Annotated in this window: 13 protein-coding genes; 4 read left to right on the forward strand and 9 right to left on the reverse strand. The window is 63.9% G+C overall.

The window, feature by feature from the left end:
- Positions 1-98: 98 nt before the first annotated feature.
- Positions 99-2,801: a preprotein translocase subunit SecA gene (gene secA, locus ACFMBG_RS00475; protein ID WP_421052775.1), complete on the reverse strand. Its 2,703-nt coding sequence runs from the start codon at positions 2,799-2,801 to the stop codon at positions 99-101.
- A 176-nt stretch (positions 2,802-2,977) separates the two neighbouring features.
- Here secA and ACFMBG_RS00480 point away from each other — a divergent pair, with 176 nt between their 5' ends.
- Genes ACFMBG_RS00480 through mutT form a run of 3 tightly spaced genes read left to right on the forward strand, consistent with a single transcriptional unit; the run spans position 2,978 to position 5,453 of the window.
- Complete coding sequence (locus tag ACFMBG_RS00480) at positions 2,978-3,829, forward strand: peptidylprolyl isomerase (protein WP_421052776.1); 852 nt, start codon at positions 2,978-2,980, stop codon at positions 3,827-3,829.
- A gap of 2 nt (positions 3,830-3,831) precedes the next feature.
- Complete coding sequence (gene argJ, locus ACFMBG_RS00485; RefSeq protein ID WP_421052777.1) at positions 3,832-5,058, forward strand: bifunctional glutamate N-acetyltransferase/amino-acid acetyltransferase ArgJ; 1,227 nt, start codon at positions 3,832-3,834, stop codon at positions 5,056-5,058.
- Positions 5,055-5,453 carry an 8-oxo-dGTP diphosphatase MutT gene (gene mutT, locus ACFMBG_RS00490; protein ID WP_421052778.1) on the forward strand — a complete coding sequence of 133 codons (399 nt, stop codon included), beginning with the start codon at positions 5,055-5,057 and terminating at the stop codon, positions 5,451-5,453. The genes argJ and mutT overlap by 4 nt, the downstream gene beginning before the upstream one ends.
- A 658-nt stretch (positions 5,454-6,111) precedes the next feature.
- Here mutT and infB read toward each other — a convergent pair.
- The 6 genes from infB to pip form a co-directional block, all read right to left on the reverse strand.
- Complete coding sequence (gene infB / locus ACFMBG_RS00495; protein ID WP_421052779.1) at positions 6,112-8,586, reverse strand: translation initiation factor IF-2; 2,475 nt, start codon at positions 8,584-8,586, stop codon at positions 6,112-6,114.
- An 8-nt stretch (positions 8,587-8,594) separates the two neighbouring features.
- Positions 8,595-9,215: an RNA-binding protein gene (locus ACFMBG_RS00500; RefSeq protein WP_421052780.1), complete on the reverse strand. Its 621-nt coding sequence runs from the start codon at positions 9,213-9,215 to the stop codon at positions 8,595-8,597.
- Between the two features lie 26 nt (positions 9,216-9,241).
- A complete protein-coding gene (nusA, locus tag ACFMBG_RS00505) occupies positions 9,242-10,858 on the reverse strand; it encodes a transcription termination factor NusA (RefSeq protein WP_421052781.1) in 1,617 nt (538 codons plus the stop codon).
- Complete coding sequence (gene rimP / locus ACFMBG_RS00510) at positions 10,858-11,448, reverse strand: ribosome maturation factor RimP (RefSeq protein WP_421052782.1); 591 nt, start codon at positions 11,446-11,448, stop codon at positions 10,858-10,860. The genes nusA and rimP overlap by 1 nt, the downstream gene beginning before the upstream one ends.
- A gap of 181 nt (positions 11,449-11,629) precedes the next feature.
- Positions 11,630-12,475 carry an ABC transporter substrate-binding protein gene (locus ACFMBG_RS00515; protein WP_421052783.1) on the reverse strand — a complete coding sequence of 282 codons (846 nt, stop codon included), beginning with the start codon at positions 12,473-12,475 and terminating at the stop codon, positions 11,630-11,632.
- Positions 12,472-13,452, reverse strand: a complete 981-nt coding sequence (gene pip, locus ACFMBG_RS00520) for a prolyl aminopeptidase (protein ID WP_421052784.1) — start codon at positions 13,450-13,452, stop codon at positions 12,472-12,474. The genes ACFMBG_RS00515 and pip overlap by 4 nt, the downstream gene beginning before the upstream one ends.
- A 50-nt stretch (positions 13,453-13,502) precedes the next feature.
- On the opposite strand from pip, the gene ubiG reads away from it, so the two are divergent.
- A complete protein-coding gene (gene ubiG, locus ACFMBG_RS00525; protein ID WP_421052785.1) occupies positions 13,503-14,249 on the forward strand; it encodes a bifunctional 2-polyprenyl-6-hydroxyphenol methylase/3-demethylubiquinol 3-O-methyltransferase UbiG in 747 nt (248 codons plus the stop codon).
- A 313-nt stretch (positions 14,250-14,562) separates the two neighbouring features.
- Here ubiG and ACFMBG_RS00530 read toward each other — a convergent pair whose 3' ends face one another.
- Positions 14,563-15,003: a MarR family winged helix-turn-helix transcriptional regulator gene (locus ACFMBG_RS00530; RefSeq protein WP_019295272.1), complete on the reverse strand. Its 441-nt coding sequence runs from the start codon at positions 15,001-15,003 to the stop codon at positions 14,563-14,565.
- A complete protein-coding gene (locus tag ACFMBG_RS00535; protein ID WP_421052786.1) occupies positions 15,003-15,833 on the reverse strand; it encodes a carbon-nitrogen hydrolase family protein in 831 nt (276 codons plus the stop codon). The genes ACFMBG_RS00530 and ACFMBG_RS00535 overlap by 1 nt, the downstream gene beginning before the upstream one ends.
- Positions 15,834-15,843: the final 10 nt, after the last annotated feature.

Below are 15,843 nucleotides of genomic sequence, written 5' to 3' on the forward strand. Positions count from 1 at the left end.
CTTTGCAAAAAGGCCGGCGACGGGCGGGAGTTCCCCTTCCGCGGCCGGGCGGCAGGGTCCGGTATTCGGCCGGACCCCCGTGTCTTCAGATCATGCGGTCAGGCGAGGCTGCCGTGGCAGTGCTTGAACTTCTTGCCGGAGCCGCAGGGGCATTTGTCATTGCGCGAGGGGTTGCCCCAGGTGGATGGATCATCCTCGACAAAACCCGGTGCAGGCTCCTCCGCGGGGGCAGCGGCAGGAGCGGTCTGCTGGGCCGCCATCTGCTGCATGGCGGCCTGGCGGGCTGCCATTTCCATCAGCATCTGCTGCTGCTCTTCCTCGGTCATCGGGCGCACCCGGCTCAGCTGCTGGGAGACTTCCTCCCGCAAGGAGTCGAGCATGCTTTCAAACAGCTGGAAGCTCTCGTTCTTGTACTCGTTCAGCGGGTCGCGCTGCGCATAGCCGCGGAACCCGACAACCGAGCGCAAATGCTCCAGGGTCAGCAGGTGTTCACGCCACTTCTTGTCGATGGTCTGCAGCAGCACCTGCTTTTCGATGTTGCGCATGTTTTCCGGGCCAAAGGCCTCGGCCTTTTCCGCCATCATCTTGTCCGAGGCGTCGACCAGCCGCTCCCGGATCTGCTCGTCATCGACGCCTTCCTCGGCAGCCCATTCCGCCACCGGAGCTTCGATTCCCAGCATTTCGCGCACCTGCTCCTGCAGGCCCGCGGTGTCCCACTGGTCGGCATAGGTCTTGGGCGGCATGTGGGTGTCGAGCAGGTCGTCGATCACCTCGTGGCGCATGTCGTCGACGATCTCGGACAGGTCCTCGGCCGCCATGATCTCGCGGCGCTGGCTGAAGATCACCTTGCGCTGATCGTTCATCACGTCGTCGAACTTCAGCACGTTCTTGCGCATGTCGAAGTTGCGGCCCTCGACCTTGGCCTGGGCGCGTTCCAGCGACTTGTTCACCCAGGGATGAATGATCGCCTCGCCTTCCTGCATGCCCAGCGACGACAGCAGCTTGTCCAGCCGCTCGGAGCCGAAGATCCGCATCAGGTCGTCTTCGAGGCTGAGGTAGAAGCGGGTGCGGCCCGGGTCGCCCTGACGGCCGGAGCGGCCGCGCAGCTGGTTGTCGATGCGGCGGCTTTCGTGGCGCTCGGAGGCCATCACGAACAGCCCTCCGGCATCCAGAACCTTCTGCTTTTCCTCGGCGTGCTTGGCTTCCTCAGCCGCGCGCAGCTCAGCCGGGTCGGCCTCGGGGTTTGCCGCCAGCGCCTCCAGCACCTTCATCTCGACGTTGCCGCCCAGCTGAATGTCGGTGCCGCGGCCGGCCATGTTGGTGGCGATGGTCACCGCGCCAAAGCGGCCGGCATCGGCAACGATCTGCGCTTCCTGCTCGTGGTGGCGGGCGTTCAGCACGTTGTGTTCGATGCCTTCCTTCTCCAGCATCTGGCTCAGCAGCTCGGATTTCTCGATCGAGGTGGTGCCCAGGAGGACCGGCTGGCCCTTTTCATGCGCCTTCTTGGCTTCCCTGATCATCGCCTCGTATTTCTCGCGGGCGGTGCGGTAGACCTGATCGTCCTCGTCCACCCGTGCGATCGGGCGGTTGGTCGGCACTTCGACCACGCCCAGGCCATAGATCTCCTGGAATTCCTCAGCCTCGGTCATCGCGGTGCCGGTCATGCCCGACAGCTTGTCATAAAGGCGGAAGTAGTTCTGGAAGGTCACCGAAGCCAGGGTGGTGTTCTCCGGCTGGATCTGCACGTCTTCCTTGGCTTCGATGGCCTGGTGCAGCCCTTCGGACAGGCGGCGGCCCGGCATCATCCGGCCGGTGAATTCGTCGATCAGCACCACCTGGCCATCGCGGACGATATAGTCCTTGTCCCGCTGGAACAGCTTGTGCGCGCGCAGAGCCTGGTTCACGTGGTGGACAACGGTGGTGCTTTCCGGATCGTAGAGCGAGGCCTCTTCTTCCAGCAGCCCATGCTCGCGCAGCGTCTGTTCCAGATACTCGTTGCCGTCCTCGGTGAAGGTCACACCGCGGGTTTTCTCGTCGATCTCATAGTGCTCCTCCGCCAGCAGCGGGATCACCTTGTCGATGGTTGCATAAAGCTCGGAACGGTCCTCCGCCGGGCCGGAAATGATCAGCGGTGTGCGGGCCTCGTCGATCAGGATCGAGTCCACCTCGTCGACGATGGCAAAGTTGTGCTGCTTCTGGAACACCTGGTCCAGCGACGGCTTCATGTTGTCGCGCAGGTAGTCAAAGCCCAGCTCGTTGTTGGTGGCATAGGTGACGTCACAGCCATAGGCGGCCATCTTCTCGGCGTCGGGCTGGCCGGACCAGATCACGCCGGTGGTCATGCCGAGCTGGGCAAACACCTTGCCCATCCATTCGCTGTCGCGCTTGGCCAGGTATTCGTTCACGGTGACCACATGCACGCCCTTGCCGGTCAGCGCGTTCAGATAGGCCGGGAAAGTGGCCACGAGGGTCTTGCCCTCGCCGGTCTTCATCTCGGAGATGTTACCCTGATGCAGGAACACGCCGCCCATCAGCTGGGTGTCAAAGGCGCGAAGGCCCAGGGCCCGCTTGGCCGCTTCGCGCACGTTGGCAAAGGCCTCCGGCAGCAGCGCGTCCAGGCTTTCGCCGCCCAGGGCGCGCTTGCGCAGCTCTTCGGTCTTTTCGATCAGCCCGTCGTCGCTGAGCTTCGCGAACTCGTCCTCCAGCGCGTTGATCTGTGCAATCAGCGGCCGCGTCGCCTTGATCTTACGGTCGTTCGGCGTGCCGAAAACCTTTTTGGCGAGTGTTCCGAAACCCAGCATGTTTTCTCCAGCGATCCTATCTCCGGCCTTTGCATCGGGCAGGCTTGCCCGCCGTGTCCGCAACCCATAAACAAGGTGGAAAGACGGTCCTGCCAATGGCCTCAAAGCGATGTAAGCGGCAGGGTTTAGAGTGTCAACGGCACGCCCCCCAGCGGCCAAGGAATAGGAAGGTTTCTATGCGTAAAGGTCTCACTTTTCTGTGCGGTATGGCAGTGGCGGCCTGCGCAGCGCTTCCGCTGGCGGCCGTGGCGGCGCCGCATGCCAACACGGTGGTTGCCTCGGTCAATGGCGAGGAGATCACCATCGGCCACATGATCATGGCGCGCGAAAACCTGCCGGCGCAGTACAAGCAGATCCCCGATGAAGTGCTGTACAATGCGATCCTCGATCAGCTGGTGCAGCAGACCGCGCTGAAACAGCAGCTGCACGGCGAGGTGCCGCGCTATGTGGCGCTGTCGGTCGAAAACGAAGAGCGTGCGATGCTGGCGGCCAATGTGCTCCAGACGGTGATGGACAACGCCAGCGGCGAAGAGGCGCTGCGCGCGGCCTATGATGAGAAATACTCCTCCGGCGATGGCGGCGACGAGTTCCACGCGGCCCACATCCTGGTCGAGAACGAAGCGGACGCGCTGGATATCATCAAGGAGCTGGATGCCGGCGCCGATTTTGCCACCCTCGCCAAGGAGCGGTCCACTGGCCCCTCCGGCCCCAGCGGCGGCGATCTGGGCTGGTTCACCACCGGCCGGATGGTGCCGGAATTCGAAAATGCGGTGCTGGAGCTGCGCTCCGGCGAGGTCTCCGGCCCTGTGCAGACCCAGTTCGGCTGGCACGTGATCCTGCTGCATGAGCGCCGCAAGACCGAGGCCCCCGAATTCGAAGAGGTGCGGGCGCAGATTGCCGACGAGCTGCGCCAGAAGGCGGTCGAAGAGCGCGTGAACGAGCTGACCGCAGCGTCCGAAATCGAACGCCCCGAAATCGAGGATCTGGATCCGGCGATCCTCAAAGACCTCAGCCTGGTAAGGAACTGATCATGGCGAAATCCCTGCCCGTCTCGCCGCTGGCACCCGCCAGCTTTCCCGATCTCCCGGTCATCAATGGGGTGCGCTTTGCCTCTGCCGCTGCCGGGGTGAAATACCAGGGCCGCACCGACGTGATGCTGGCGGTGATGGATCCGGGCACCTCGGTTGCCGGGGTGTTCACCCGCTCCAAGACCCGCTCTGCCCCGGTGCTGGACTGCCAGGCCAAGCTGGGCGGCGCGGCGGATGCCGGTGCGGCCATCCTGGTGAACTCGGGCAATTCCAACGCCTTTACCGGCCATTACGGGCAAACCTCGGTGGCGGAGATCACCACTGCGGTTGCTGCGGCCGCAGGCGTCCCGGCGGAGCGTGTATTCACCGCTTCGACCGGTGTGATCGGCGAACCGCTGCCGCATGACCGTATTGTCGCCAAGATCGGCGAGCTGAACGATGCGCTGGACGAGACCACGCTGGAAGGCGCCGCCAGGGCGATCATGACCACCGACACCTTTGCCAAGGGTGCAAGCGCCACGGTCGGGATCGAAGGAAAGACCATCAAGATCGCCGGCATTGCCAAAGGCTCCGGCATGATCGCACCGGACATGGCGACGATGCTGGTCTATATCTTCACCGATGCGAAGGTGGAGCAGGCTGCCCTGCAGGCGCAGCTGGCGGAGATCTGCAACCGGACCTTCAACTGCATCACCGTGGACAGCGACACTTCGACCTCCGACAGCCTGATGCTGTGTGCGACCGGCGCCTCGGGCGTGGATGCCACCGGAAACCCGGAATTTGCGGCTGGGCTGGAGCGGGTCATGCTGGACCTGTCGCACCAGGTGGTGCGCGACGGTGAGGGTGCCACCAAGTTCGTGGAAATCCAGGTCACCGGTGCAGCTTCGGACGCGGATGCCAAGGTGCATGGCCTGGCGATTGCCAACTCGCCGCTGGTGAAGACCGCCATTGCCGGCGAGGATCCGAACTGGGGCCGTGTGGTGATGGCGATCGGCAAGTCCGGGGCCGCAGCGGACCGCGACCTGCTGTCGATCTCCTTTGGCGATGTGCTGGTGGCGGAAAAGGGCTGGGTCTCGCCGGACTACAAGGAAGAGCTGGGCGCGGCGGAGATGAAGAAGCAGGAGATCACCATCAAGGTGGATCTGGGTCTTGGCAGCGGTAAGGCCACCGTCTGGACCTGCGACCTGACCCACCAGTACATCTCGATCAACGCGGACTACCGGTCATGAAAACTGTTCTGGTATCCGCGGTTGCGCTCATCGACGTCGATGGGCGGGTGCTGCTGGCGCAGCGGCCCGAGGGCAAGTCGATGGCGGGCCTGTGGGAGTTTCCCGGCGGCAAGATCGAGCCGGGGGAAATCCCCGAGGCGGCGCTGATCCGCGAGCTGCACGAGGAGCTGGGGATCGACACCTGGGCCTCCTGCCTGGCGCCGCTGACCTTTGCCAGCCATTCCTACGAGGACTTCCACCTGCTGATGCCGCTGTTTGCCTGCCGCAAGTGGGAGGGCATCCCGCAGGCCAAGGAAGGCCAGACCCTGAAATGGGTGCGGCCGCAGGACCTGCGCGACTATCCCATGCCGCCGGCCGATATTCCGCTGATCCCGATCCTGCGCGACTGGCTGTAACCCGCGCGGCCCCCGGCGCGCCGGGGGAACGCCCATCCCGACAGGATTTCTGGAGCTTTACCGGGCGTTTAACTGCTGCGGCCCGAATGGGTAACGCTTTGTTAATTAATCTGATCAAGCATAAGTATACGGAGCAAGCCACTACCCAGAATTGCAAATAAGCAGGAATAGACCATGCTTAGAACAATCGCAGTGGGCAAGTTTTCCCTGGTTCAAGGCAGTTTCATACGGGCACTCCCGGACGGGAGAATCGCGGTGCGGGTTGGCACGAAAACCTATCAAGGCCAGCCTGTGGCACCGCTCGCCTGAGCCGCCACTCACGCAGTCAGGCGTAAAAGGGCAGCTGCACCAGCTGCCCTTTTCCAGTTGCATCTGCAGCAACCGAGATCCTGCTCGGAAAGAAACTGTCAGGATAGACAGCCTGTCCTTTTGAGCCGGGAAACCGCCCTTTCGGCAGCTGTCATTTTCAGGCTGGCCCGGGCACAGTGACGGTGCAGCAGCGAAGGGCCTGGCCTGATGAGCGGCGTATGGCTCCGCTCCCCAGACGCTTCGTCAGCTGCTGCACGAATTTCCCGGCGCTGGCCTTGCCGTCAGGCGAAAATGAAAAAGGCCCTGGCATCTGCGCCAGGGCCTTTCTTATTGTCGGATCGCGACCTGATCAGTCGAGGGTGCGGGTTACTTCCTCGCGCTCGAAGATCTCGATCACGTCGTTCGGGCGGATATCGTCGTAGTTCTCGAACGCCATACCGCATTCCTGGCCGGACTGGACCTCGGAGACTTCGTCCTTGAAGCGCTTCAGGGTCTTCAGCGTGCCTTCGTGGATCACCACGTTGTCGCGCAGCAGGCGCACGCCGGCCGAGCGGCGGGCAACGCCTTCGGTAACCAGACAGCCGGCTACCTTGCCAACGCCGGTGACCTTGAAGACTTCCTTGATCTGCGCGTAGCCGATGAAGTTTTCGCGGATCTCCGCCGACAGCAGGCCGGAGGCCGCCGCCTTCACGTCATCCACCAGGTCATAAATCACCGAGTAGTAGCGGATCTCCACGCCCTTCTGGTTGGCGGTGTTGCGGGCCGAGGCATTGGCACGGACGTTGAAGCCCATGATCGGCGCACCGGACGCTTCCGCAAGGCCGACATCGGTCTCGGTGATCGCACCGACGCCCGAGTGCAGCACGCGCACGCGCACTTCCTCGTTGCCGATCTTTTCCATCGCCTGAACGATGGCCTCGGCAGAGCCCTGCACGTCGGCCTTGACCAGGATCGGCAGCTCGGAGACGTTTTCGTCTTCCTTGGCCTTGGCCATCAGCTGTTCCAGCGTGGTCGCGGCACCGGCTGCGGCGCGCTTGTCCTTGGCCGCCTGCTCGCGGTACTCGGCGATTTCGCGCGCCTGGGCTTCGGTTTCGGTGACGTTCAGAACGTCGCCCGCTTCCGGGGTGCCATTCAGGCCCAGCACTTCGACCGGAACCGACGGACCGGCTTCCTCAACCCGCTCGCCCTTGTCGTTGATCAGCGCACGGACCTTGCCGTACTGCTCACCCACAACAAAGATGTCGCCTTGGCGCAGGGTGCCGTTCTGAACCAGCACGGTGGCCACGGGGCCGCGGCCCACGTCCAGCTGCGCCTCGATCACGGCGCCCTGTGCGGCGCGGTCGGGGTTCGCTTTCAGTTCCAGGATTTCCGCTTGCAGCGCAATGGCTTCCAGCAGATCGTCCAGGCCCTGGCCGGTGACGGCGGAGACTTCCACATCCTGCACTTCGCCGGACATCTGTTCCACGATCACTTCATGCTGCAGCAGCTCAGCGCGCACCTTGTTCGGGTCAGCGGCCGGTTTGTCGATCTTGTTGATGGCAACAATCATCGGCACGCCTGCAGCCTTGGCGTGGTTGATGGCTTCGACGGTCTGCGGCATGACGGAGTCATCCGCAGCGACAACCAGAACCACGATGTCGGTCACCTGTGCGCCGCGCGAGCGCATCGAGGTGAAGGCCGCGTGACCCGGGGTGTCCAGGAAGCTCAGCACGGTGCCGCCTTCGGTGGTCACCTGGTAGGCGCCGATGTGCTGGGTGATGCCACCGGCTTCGCCTGCCACAACGCGGGCGTCGCGGATTGCGTCCAGCAGCGAGGTCTTGCCGTGGTCGACGTGGCCCATGATGGTGATGACCGGCGGACGCGGCTTCAGGTCCTCTTCCTTGTCCTCGACCTCCTTGATCACGTCCTCGACGTCAGCATCGGAAACGCGGGTCACCTTGTGGCCGAATTCCTCGATGATCAGTTCGGCGGTATCGGCGTCGATCGACTGGTTCTGGGTGACCATCATGCCCATCTGCATGAGCGATTTCACCACATCGGCAACGCGTTCGGCCATGCGGTTGGCCAGCTCGGACACCACGATGGTTTCCGGCAGCTGCACGTCGCGCACAACCTTTTCCCGCTCGACCGAGCCGCCCATGGCCTTCTGACGCGCACGCTCCTGCTTGCGCTTCATCGCTGCCATCGAGCGCTGGCGGTTGCCTTCGCCGCCGGTCGCCTGGCCAAGCGTCAGTTTGCCGGAGCGGCGGTTGTCTTCACGGCCCTTGCCGCGGGACGGGCGCTGTTCGCGCTCGCGCTCAGCCTTGCGCGGAGTCGCAGCCGGAGCCGGCTTGCTCGGCGCCGGACGCTCTGCCTTGGGAGCAGGCGCGGGGGCAGCGGCGGCCCGTTTGGCTGCCTCTTCTTCCTCGACGCGCTTGCGCTCCTCCTCTTCGGCTTTCTGGCGGGCGCGCTCTTCGGCTTCGCGCTGCTCGCGCTCTTTGGCTTCCGCTTCGGCGCGGCGGCGCTCACGCTCTTCGGCGCGGGCCTTTTCCTCGGCTTCACGCTGCGCGGCTTCTTCCGCCTCGCGGGCCTTGGCGGCCTGCAGAGCCTTCAGGCGGCGCTCCATTTCCGCGTCGCTGATGCCGGCGGGCCGGCGGGATCCGGACGCTGCCGGTGCAGCACCGCTGCCGCTTTTGGCCGCACCCGGCTTGGGAACCACAACGCGTTTGCGCTTGGTTTCCACTACGACATTCTTGGTCCGTCCATGGCTGAAACTCTGTTTCACGTTCCCCGGACGGGAACTCCCACGCAGACCCAGTGTCTTTTTGCCGTCACTATCGCTCATAAAGCTACTTATCCTTCCGTGCGGCCGTTGCCGCCCACCATTTCGCGCAAACCTTGCAGTCGTTGCGCCTCATCTACAACACGTTTGCTGAGTCCGCCAGAGGCGAGGGCGGCATGTATCACAGTTTGGCGCCCAAATGCCATTCCCAGCTCGTCCGCCGTGAGGCAGCCGATGAATTTGCCCTTGTAGGGCGTGCTCAGCTTCGACTTTCCGCGGCCCGACCCGTCAGAAGCCTGGATCAGCACCCGGGCCTCTTCCTTGGCCAGCCAGTCCTTGACCTTTTCAAAGCCGGCCACCGCGTCGCCCGACTTGCGCGCCAGGCTGATCAGACCGACGAGGCGGCGGACCACTTGGTCCTCCACCTCCCCGACAAGCCCGCCGGAGACCTGGACCTGCGATTTGAAGCCGCGGGCAAACAGCTTCTTTTTGACCGCGGTTTCCAGCGCCGGGCGGCTGGCCGCGACATAGACGCCGCGGCCCGGCAGCTTCTCCATCACGTCGGGCACGACCTGGCCCTCAGGACCCATCACAAAGCGGATGAGGCCCTGTTTGGGCTGGGTCTCGCCGGTTGCGATGCACTTGCGCTCGCTGCCTTCGGACCGGTCTTTTTGTACGCCGCCGCGTGTCATGCAGGTCTCCTTTGCAAAGCCCGGGGTCAGGCTTCGCCTTCCTCTTCGCCAGCGTCTTCGTCTTCTGCCGCTTCCGCTTCCAGCTCAGCCGGGTCAACCCAGCCCAGCATGATGCGGGCGGTCATGACCATGTCCTGCGCCTCTTCCAGCGACACGCCGAAGGGCTCCAGAATGCCGTCATCCTTGACCCGCTCACCGCCATCGGAGGTCCAGCCGCCGGCCAGCTCCCAGTCGGCGCAGGTGGCGAAATCTTCCAGCGACTTCACGTCGTCCTTGGCCAGCGCCTCGACCATCTGCGGGGTCAGGCCTTCGAACTGGATCAGGCTTTCCTCGGCACCGAGTTCACGGGCTGCATCCAGTGCCGCCTTGGCCTGGGCTTCCAGGAAGTCGCGGGCACGGGCCTGCAGTTCTTCGGCGGTGCCTTCGTCGACACCGTCAATCACCAGCAGTTCATCGAGCTCGACATAGGCAACCTCTTCCAGGTTGGTGAAGCCCTCAGACACCAGAAGCTGGGCAAAGAACTCGTCGAGATCAAGGGTCTCCATGAACAATTTCGTGCGCGCCTCGAATTCCTTCTGGCGGCGGGCCGATTCTTCTTCCTCGGTCATGATGTCGATATCGAGACCGGTCAGCTGCGACGCCAGGCGCACGTTCTGGCCGCGGCGGCCGATGGCGAGCGACAGCTGCTCTTCCGGCACCACAACCTCGATCTTGCCGGCTTCCTCGTCCAGCACCACCTTGGTCACTTCGGCCGGCTGCAGCGCGTTCACCAGGAAGGTCGGCTGATCCTCGTTCCACGGGATGATGTCGATCTTCTCGCCCTGCAGTTCGTTCACCACGGCCTGCACGCGGGAGCCGCGCATACCCACACAGGCGCCGACCGGGTCGATCGAGCCGTCATAGGAGACCACGGCAATCTTGGCACGCGAACCCGGGTCGCGTGCAACCGCCTTGATCTCGATGATGCCGTCATAGATTTCCGGCACTTCCATCTTGAACAGCTCGGCCATGAACTCCGGCGCGGTGCGCGACAGGAAGATCTGCGGGCCGCGCGGCTCACGGCGCACGTCCTTGATGTAGCAGCGCACGCGGTCGTTCGGGCGGTAGCTTTCACGGCCGATCTTCTCGTTGCGGCGCAGGATCGCTTCGCCGGCGCCCACGTCGACGATGACGTTGCCGTATTCCTCGCGCTTGACCAGGCCGTTGATGATGGTGCCGGCGCGGTCCTTGAATTCCTCGTACTGGCGGTCACGCTCAGCTTCGCGGACCTTCTGCAGGATCACCTGCTTGGCCGACTGTGCGGCGATGCGGCCCATTTCGACGGGCGGCACTTCCTCGACGTAGGTCTGGCCCACTTCGGGGTTCGCCATGTACTGGCGCGCCTGCTCGACGGTCATTTCGGCCTGGTAGTTCTCCAACTCGTCATCCGCCACGACGGTGCGCACGCGGGTAAAGGTGGCGCGGCCGGTCTTGCGGTCGATCGACACCCGGATGTCCATCTCGGCGCCATACCGGCTTTTGGCCGCACGGGCGAGGCTCTCTTCCATCGCCTCGATCACCAGGCCCGGGTCGATCATCTTTTCGCGCGCCACGGCCTCGGCGGTTTGCAACAGCTCCAGCTGGTTTGCAGAGGTGATAGCCATTACTTTTTCTCCTCTTCGGACTCTTCGGTCTCGATTTCGTCGAATGCGTCTTCGTTGAGCGTCCCGGCCTCTTTGCGCTGACGCAGCATTTCCTTGATCAGATCATCGGTCAGAACCAGCTTGGCATCGCTCAGCCAGTCGAATTTCAGACCGATGGTCACGGTCTCGCCCTGATCCTCGATGTTGATCAGGACTTCGTCTTCCTCGGTGCCCGCCAGCTCCCCCTTGAAGCGGCGGCGGCCGCCGACCATCTCGGCGGTTTCCAGCTTGGCCTCGTAGCCCTCGAACATCTCGAAGTCTTTCATCCGCGTCAGCGGACGGTCAATGCCGGGGCTCGACACTTCCAGGGCATAAGCATCGATGATCGGGTCCTCGACGTCCAGCACGGCGCTGACGGCGTTCGAAATCTCGGCGCAATCATCCACCTCGATACCGCCGTCGGGCTTGTCGGCCATGATCTGCAGCGTCGTCGACTTACCAGACATCAGCCGGATGCGCACCAGCTCATAGCCCAAGTCCTCGATCACCGGGGTGACGATCTCGGCCAGGCGCCGGTCGATGGCAGCTTTGGCAATCAGGTCGTTGGTCATCAGACCTCCACTTGGAGCGGCAGGCGCGAACCTGCAAACACAAAAAAACGGGCGCGCGGCCCGTCGAAATTCCCGGTGGAGCCTTGAGCCAGAGGTTCAACGCGCCGCTGTTGTCAAAGCCATATAGGGGGGATTGGGTGAAACTGCAAGGCTTGTCTTCGGGGATGGCCGCGCTGCGGTGTCAGGCCATCCACCAGCGTTCGGCGATGCGGCCGTCATCCAGCGGCGCGCGCTGGCCCACCTTGCGCGGGATGCCGACGTTGTGCCGCGCCGCCAGAGCCATGTCGCTGGACGAGGGGTGATACAGGAACTCGCCCCGGCGCAGCAAGCCGCGCGGTTCCGGCAGGGCTGCCACGTCAACATATCCATCGCGCAGAGCCTCAGCCCGGACAGCGGCGTCGGGGATCACGATGATCTCCACCGCATCCGCCCAGCCGGCAGTTCCAGCCTTGTAGTGATCCGCCACCTTGGACGCGCGGAAATGGCGGCCCTCCTGGGCTCGCTCCACCTTGTAGCAGCCGGTGCCGATCGCCTCTGACAGCGGCACCGGCAGATCGCCGCCAAGGGCAATCATCTGGTCCGCGCTGGCCAGCAGATAAGGCAGATGCGGGTTGGGCTGCGCCAGCTCCACCAGCAGCTGATGGCCGCCCAGCGCGGTGATTGCACGCACCTCTGCCCCGGTGATTCCCTGCACCAGGAGCGAGGCGGCGGCATCTTCCGCTGTCAGCGGGCTGCCATCATGAAACGCCACTCCCTCACGCAGGTTGAAGGTCCAGGTCCGGGCGTCCTGGGTGGAGTGCCAGCCCGTCGCCAGTTCGCCGCGCAGCAGCCCGTCGGGGGCAATCTCGGTCAGCGTGTCATAGATCGCGCCGCGGGCGGCCTGCTCCAGCATCCCGCCGTCGCGCGGGACCGCCAGGCGCAGCACGCCGCCTTCCTTGGGGGAGGCATGGACCGATCCGCCGGCAGCAGCCAGCAGGGCAGCGGCAGCACCCGAGGTGAACAGCGCGCGGCGGTCGATGCGCGTCATGGCACAAGCTCTCCTGCAATCCGGTCCATCGCCCGGACCAGCTCAGCGCTGATTCCCGGCTCCGACAGAGCATGGCCGGCATTGCGCACCATCTTCAACTCCGCATTTGGCCACAGCTCATTCAGGCGCCAGGCGGACGTGGGTGGACAAATCATGTCATAGCGGCCCTGCACGATCACGCCGGGGATATGGGAAATCCGCCCCATGTTGGCAAGGATCTGGCCGTCATAATCAAGAAAGCCGCCATTTCGGAAATAATGGTTCTCCAGCCGGGCAAAGGCACGGGCGTAGTCCCCGGGGCTTTCACCGCTGTGGCCGTTGGAGTGCACCGACGCCAGCGCGTTTTCCCACGCCGACCAGGCACGGCCAAAGCGCACTTCCTCGTCCAGGTTTCCGGAAAACAGCCGCTTGTGATAGGCGCCGATCATGTCGCTGCGCTCGCCATCGGGGATCAGCGAGACGAATTTGGCCCAGGTTTCGGGCCAGAACTTGCCGGCGCCACCGCCGTAGAACCAGTCGAGCTCCGCCTTGGTCATCAGGAAGACGCCGCGCAGGATCATCTGCTGCACCCGGTCCGGGTGGGTCTGGGCATAGATCAGCGCCAGGGTCGCCCCCCAGCTGCCGCCGAACAGGATCCACGACTCGATGCCAAGCTGGCGGCGAATCAGCTCTATGTCGGCGACCAGGTGCCAGGTGGTGTTGTCCTCGCAGGAGGCATAGGGGCGCGAGCGGCCGCAGCCGCGCTGGTCGAACAGGACGATCCGGTAAATATCGGGGTCGAAATAACGCCGCATTGCCGGACTGCTGCCGCCGCCGGGGCCGCCATGGCACACGATCACGGGAATCCCGTTTGGATTGCCGCTCTGCTCTGCATATATCCGGTGTCCCTGGCCTGCGTCGAACATGCGCTGGTCAAAGGGCTCGACAGGCGGGTAAAGATAATGCACTGCGCGCTTTTGGTCCGGGTATCTATCCATTACTGACCTTAGTGAAACGTCAGACTACAAAAGAGCACACGGAGACAGGAATGCAAGCGCCTCAATCCACGGTCGACCCAGCGGAAATCGCCAAATTCGAGGCGATGGCGGCGGAGTGGTGGGATCCGCATGGCAAATTCAAGCCGCTGCACATGCTGAACCCGTGCCGGCTCGACTATATCACCAGCCAGATCGCTGCCGAATTTAACCGCGATCTGACGGCACGGAACCCGTTCGAAGGGCTGCGGCTCCTGGATATCGGCTGCGGCGGCGGGCTGCTGAGCGAACCGATGGCCCGGCTGGGCGCGACGGTTGTGGGCGCCGATGCTGCCGAGGGCAACCTGCCGGTGGCGCGCATCCATGCGGAACAATCCGGGCTCGAGATCGACTACCGCCACACCACCGCCGAAGCGCTGGCCGAGGCCGGCGAGCAATTCGACGTGGTGCTCAACATGGAGGTGGTGGAGCATGTCGCCGATCCGCTCAGCTATCTGACCGCGACTCAGCAGCTGCTGAAACCCGGCGGGCTGGAGATCTGCTCGACCATCAACCGCAACCCCAAGAGCTTTGCCATGGCCATCGTCGGTGCCGAGGTGATCATGCGCTGGCTGCCGCGCGGCACTCATGAATGGTCCAAGTTCATCACCCCGGATGAGCTGTTCGAGTTGCTGCGCAAGGCCGGGCTGAAACCGGTGGACCGCAAGGGATTCGTGTTCAATCCGATCACCTGGAACTGGTCGATTTCCGACCGGGACCTGTCGGTCAACTATGTGACTGCGAGCGTGAAACCCGGCTGAGCTGCCCCCCTGCCGCCGCGCCTGACTTGCCGCCTATCCTTAAGGATAGGTGCTAACGCTTATGCACTCTTTAGTTGCCGCGTCCCGATTGCTAATCTCAGATATCGGATTTGGAATATTATCCGGTCCGCCAGGGGTCGTGTCCCCGAACCGAGGGAGTGCTTTCCACTGTTTATGGTGGGTCCGCCCAAAGGTTGCCGATGCCGCCACTCACGGATTGATGGGGACTGATGGGGAAGAGGGGCGCCTGCTTGCAGGCGTCCTTCTTTTTTGGGAAATCGTTTCAGTCAACAGGCTGCCGGGACCGGCCGGCTCAGCCGCTTTCTTCCAGCTTGCCGCGCAGCTCGCGCAGGATCGGCAGGGTGGCCCTGACCCGGTCGCTGCCCAACTCGCCGACCACTTCTGAAATCACCGGAATGATCCCGGCCAGCGCCGCATCGCGGGCTTGTTTGCCGGCCGGGCTGATCGCCACCATCTTGCGCCGCGCATCATCCCAATCGGGGCGGACGTGGATGTAGCCCGCCACTTCCAGTTTGTTCAGCGTGTTGGTCATCGCCCCGCGTGTCACGTGGAACGCCTTGGCCAGCTGAGCGGGCGAGCGTTCCAGCCCGGCACGGGCCAGGTGGTTCAGTACCGAGAAATGCGACAGTTCCATCCCTTTTGGCAGCACTTTGCTGAGGCGTGACCGGGCCAGCTGGTCAGCCATGAGTATCTCGCTGAACAGCGATACCGCCAGGGAATGGGTCTCGTCCATCAGGGTCCGTCAAACTCCCGGTCGTGGGTGAGGGAAGGCACGCGCCTGCGTGCTTCTGCCACTTTTTCGAGGTCGAGATCAACGTAAGTCACGCCAGGCTCCTGGCCCGCATCCGCCAGCACCTCGCCCCAAGGGGCGACAGCCAGGGTATGGCCATAGGTCTTGCGGCTGGGCCCGCGGGAGGCCGGGTGCTTGCCGGTCTGCGCCGGCGCCAGCACGAAACAGCCGGTCTCGATCGCCCGGGCGCGCAACAGCGAATGCCAATGCGCCGCGCCGGTCACATAGGAGAACGCCGCCGGCACGGTCAGGATCTGCGCCCCGCCCTTGGCCAGTGCCCGGTGCAGACGCGGGAAGCGCACGTCGTAGCAGATGGTCATGCCAATGCTGGCAAAGGGCGTCTCCGCCACGACGGCTTTGGTGCCCGGGCGGTAGCCATCGGATTCACGGTAGGTTTCCTCCGGTGTGACCTCCACATCGAACATGTGGATCTTGTCATAACGCGCGGTGATTTCACCCTGCGGGCTGATCAGGAACTGCCGGTTGGCAAAGCGCCCGTCGCCGTCATGGGTCTTGATCCCCAGCGAGCCCAGCAGCAGCCAGACCCCGTGTCTGGCCGCCTCTTCGCGGAGGGCAGACAGGGTCGGGTCGTCCTCCTCGTGGCAAAGAACGCTATTCTGATGCGTCCTGCTGCCGGAGAGGCAATTGGTGACCTCGGGTGTCAGCACGAAACCGGCCCCGCCGCGCACAGCCTCCGCCATCATTGCTTTCACCGTTTCCAGGTTTTCGGCCGGGATATCGGTGGATGTCATCTGAAGCAGAGCTGCGCGCATCTTGTCTCTC

This window comes from Leisingera coralii (assembly GCF_049056525.1).
GTDB classification, from domain to species: Bacteria; Pseudomonadota; Alphaproteobacteria; order Rhodobacterales; family Rhodobacteraceae; genus Leisingera; species Leisingera coralii.

What these genes read in the sequence shown, in the direction of transcription:
- secA (WP_421052775.1), bottom strand. Translation starts at nt 2,801, where the DNA reads ATGCTGGGTTTCGGAACACTCGCCAAAAAGGTTTTCGGCACGCCGAAC.
- ACFMBG_RS00480 (WP_421052776.1), top strand. Translation starts at nt 2,978, where the DNA reads ATGCGTAAAGGTCTCACTTTTCTGTGCGGTATGGCAGTGGCGGCCTGC.
- argJ (WP_421052777.1), top strand. Translation starts at nt 3,832, where the DNA reads ATGGCGAAATCCCTGCCCGTCTCGCCGCTGGCACCCGCCAGCTTTCCC.
- mutT (WP_421052778.1), top strand. Translation starts at nt 5,055, where the DNA reads ATGAAAACTGTTCTGGTATCCGCGGTTGCGCTCATCGACGTCGATGGG.
- infB (WP_421052779.1), bottom strand. Translation starts at nt 8,586, where the DNA reads ATGAGCGATAGTGACGGCAAAAAGACACTGGGTCTGCGTGGGAGTTCC.
- ACFMBG_RS00500 (WP_421052780.1), bottom strand. Translation starts at nt 9,215, where the DNA reads ATGACACGCGGCGGCGTACAAAAAGACCGGTCCGAAGGCAGCGAGCGC.
- nusA (WP_421052781.1), bottom strand. Translation starts at nt 10,858, where the DNA reads ATGGCTATCACCTCTGCAAACCAGCTGGAGCTGTTGCAAACCGCCGAG.
- rimP (WP_421052782.1), bottom strand. Translation starts at nt 11,448, where the DNA reads ATGACCAACGACCTGATTGCCAAAGCTGCCATCGACCGGCGCCTGGCC.
- ACFMBG_RS00515 (WP_421052783.1), bottom strand. Translation starts at nt 12,475, where the DNA reads ATGACGCGCATCGACCGCCGCGCGCTGTTCACCTCGGGTGCTGCCGCT.
- pip (WP_421052784.1), bottom strand. Translation starts at nt 13,452, where the DNA reads ATGGATAGATACCCGGACCAAAAGCGCGCAGTGCATTATCTTTACCCG.
- ubiG (WP_421052785.1), top strand. Translation starts at nt 13,503, where the DNA reads ATGCAAGCGCCTCAATCCACGGTCGACCCAGCGGAAATCGCCAAATTC.
- ACFMBG_RS00530 (WP_019295272.1), bottom strand. Translation starts at nt 15,003, where the DNA reads ATGGACGAGACCCATTCCCTGGCGGTATCGCTGTTCAGCGAGATACTC.
- ACFMBG_RS00535 (WP_421052786.1), bottom strand. Translation starts at nt 15,833, where the DNA reads ATGCGCGCAGCTCTGCTTCAGATGACATCCACCGATATCCCGGCCGAA.